4 protein-coding genes are annotated in these 2,814 nt (G+C 67.0%); 1 reads left to right on the forward strand and 3 read right to left on the reverse strand.

Going from position 1 to position 2,814, the window contains the following annotated elements; genetic code table 11:
- A partial coding sequence (locus tag ACNPM4_RS04755) for a substrate-binding domain-containing protein (RefSeq protein WP_448984869.1) occupies positions 1–381 on the forward strand: 381 nt, incomplete at its 5' end.
- An 80-nt stretch (positions 382–461) separates the two neighbouring features.
- Here the strand turns inward: ACNPM4_RS04755 and rplL are convergent.
- The 3 genes from rplL to ACNPM4_RS04770 all read right to left on the reverse strand — a co-directional run bounded on the left by rplL (position 462) and on the right by ACNPM4_RS04770 (position 2,735).
- Positions 462–845, reverse strand: a complete 384-nt coding sequence (gene rplL / locus ACNPM4_RS04760; protein WP_029261007.1) for a 50S ribosomal protein L7/L12 — start codon at positions 843–845, stop codon at positions 462–464.
- Between the two features lie 48 nt (positions 846–893).
- Positions 894–1,382, reverse strand: coding sequence for a 50S ribosomal protein L10 (gene rplJ / locus ACNPM4_RS04765; protein WP_029261006.1), 489 nt, complete (start codon positions 1,380–1,382; stop codon positions 894–896).
- 381 nt (positions 1,383–1,763) lie between these two features.
- On the reverse strand, positions 1,764–2,735 hold the full coding sequence (locus ACNPM4_RS04770; protein WP_448984870.1) for a hypothetical protein: 972 nt from the start codon (positions 2,733–2,735) through the stop codon (positions 1,764–1,766).
- Between the last annotated feature and the right edge of the window lie 79 nt (positions 2,736–2,814).

A 2,814-nucleotide genomic window follows, 5' to 3' on the forward strand; every position in this document is an offset into this window, starting at 1 on the left:
GGGCTCACCGAGCACGCGCGGGTCGCGGGCGCCACTCCCACCATGCCGGGCGGCTACGCGGCGACGGCCGGTCTGCTCGGCGACCGTCGGAACCGCCCGACCGCGATCGTCGGAGTGTGCGACGAGGCGGCCATCGGCGCGATCATCGCCGCGCGTCGCCTGGGCATCGCGGTGCCTACCGAACTCAGCGTCGTCGGCATCGATGACCATCAGCACGCCGACATGTTCGCCCTGACCACGATCGGGCAATCGCCCCGCGAACAGGGACACGAGGCCGTGCGCCTCCTGATGCAGCGGATCGACAGGCCGGATGCTCCGCTCGAACATGTGGCGGCGGCATCCGCCCTCGTGGTGCGCAACTCCACCGCTCCGCCGCGCTGACCTGCGCGGAAAGCGCCGGAGACGCACGAAGGCCCCGGGCGAACCCGGGGCCTTCGATCAGAAACGCGTGAGCGTCGCGATTACTTGAGGGTAACCGTGGCGCCTGCCTCTTCGAGAGCAGCCTTGGCCTTCTCGGCGGTCTCCTTGTTGGCGCCCTCAAGGACAGCCTTCGGGGCACCGTCGACGACAGCCTTGGCCTCGCCGAGACCCAGCGAGGTGAGCTCGCGGACGGTCTTGATGACCTGGATCTTCTTGTCGCCAGCAGCCTCGAGGATGACGTCGAAGGAGTCCTTCTCTTCCTCAGCCTCAGCGGCGCCTGCGCCACCCGCAGCACCGGCAACGGCGACGGGAGCAGCAGCGGTGACCTCGAACTTCTCCTCGAACGCCTTGACGAAGTCGTTGAGCTCGACGAGGGTCAGGCCGGCGAACTGCTCGAGCAGCTCCTCAGTGGTGAGCTTAGCCATGATGTATCTCCTAGATAGATGGGGTTTGTAGACGAGATCGCAGGTCGCTTACGCGGCCTCTGCGGTCTCCAGCTTTTCGCGAAGAGCATCGATGGTGGCGGCAGCCTTGCCCATCGTCGCCTTCATCATGCCCGCAGCCTTCGCCAGCAGAACCTCACGGCTCTCGAGCGCGGCGTACTTGTTGACCTCGTCCGCGGTGAGGGCGTTGCCCTCGAAGATGCCGGACTTGATCACGAGAAGCGGGTTGGCCTTGGCGAAGTCACGCAGAGCCTTGGCGGTGGCGACGAAGTCACCGTGCACGAACGCGACAGCCGACGGACCCTTGAGGTCGTCGTCCAGCGCGGAGATGCCAGCCTTGTTGGCGGCGATCTTGGTCAGCGTGTTCTTCACCACGGCGTACTCAGCGTCCTGACGGATGCTGTTGCGCAGCTCCTTGAGCTGGGCAACCGTCAGACCGCGGTACTCGGTCAGCAGGACGGCGTTCGAGTTCTCGAATGACTTCGTGAGCTCGGCGACCGATGCATCCTTCTGCGCCATGGTCACTCCTTGGTGTGTACGAGGCGCCGCACGGTGGTGGGGCGCCGACCTGGACCACCTGCACAGAAAAAAGCTCCGGCGCAAGCGCACGGAGCTTTGAGAAGTTCGTGTCCTGCGCGGGCCCCTGCTGTGCAGAGCTTCGATCCTGCGTGATTGCGCACGCCTGATGACCAGCGGTCTTCGGTTGCCACAACTCTACCTCACCCGCTCCTCTCCCCCAAATCCCCCTCCCTCCCTCCCTCTCCCTCCCTCCCCTCCCCTCCTCTCCTCTCCTCTTCGCCGAGTGCACGGGTTGTTGACGAATGCACGGGTTGTTGCCGTGAATACGCGGTGCGCTCGGCGGCGGGCCGTACAGTCGGCGTCTCGATGGGGCGGCGAGGGTCAGGGAGGAGTGATGTGGAAGGTGGCGAGGCGCGCGGCGAGGGCGGCGGGCGACCCGATGTGCTCCGACCCCCATCGGGCGAAACGCCACTGCGTGCGACCCCGGATCCAGTCCTCGCGCTGCTTCTCCGCGAGCAGGACCTGCTCGAGCGTGCGCCCCGAGCGCAGAGCCTCGTCGAGGTATTTGGTCTTGCCGTCGAACTCACCGAAACTGCGGACATCGGCGAGCCCGAAGTCCACGAAGTAGCGAGTGCCGCCGGGCCCGTCCACCGGCACCTGCAGGTCCGGGGCGGCGAAGCCGAGTCTGTGCAGATGCAACCGGCTCACACTCTCACCGGGAAGCTGCGCCCGCCCGTCGGCGAAGTCCGCGACCCACCGCGCCTGACGGATCCCCCGCGCTCCCCCGGCAGCGGTCAACCTGGCCGCAAGTTCACGACGCCAAGAGAGGACGGCATCCATGTCCCACTCCCACTGCCGCTCCGCCATCTGCCGCTCCGCAGCGTCCGCCAGTGCCACGGCCGCGGGCGGCGTCAATGCGCGGATGAGATCGAACACCGTGCGCGACAAGGTGGTGCACCGGATGCCGCTGCGCACTGTGACGTCGGAGATCGGGAGCGGCGCGACATGACGGAACACGTCCGGCGCACTCGAGATCCTCCGCGGCGACGGAGTGGTCATATGGACACGGGCGAGGCGCATCGCGTACAGCGGCAGTCCCCACAGCACGGCCGCCGACGCATGGGACATGACCGCGGAACCGCTCGCATCTCTGGCCACAGCGATGACGTGCGCGTGGTGCTGCTGTTCCGGCCGCAGAGACTCCCGATCGGCGGCGTCCATGAACCACCCTCGCCGGATGCTGAACAGCACTCCGCTCTGCAGCGCGGCGGCGATCCTCCGATCCGTCCACCCGTTCAGAAAGAGATCTGCCCGCGATCGGACGAGCTGGGTGAGGACAGGCACAGTTGTCATCGGCATGCCTCATAGTTCTGCCCTCCGCCGTCTACACGCCCCTTCTCCCCACCCTCTCCCCTCTTCTTGCTGCCCCCGG

It is taken from the genome of Microbacterium umsixpiens, assembly GCF_053543675.1.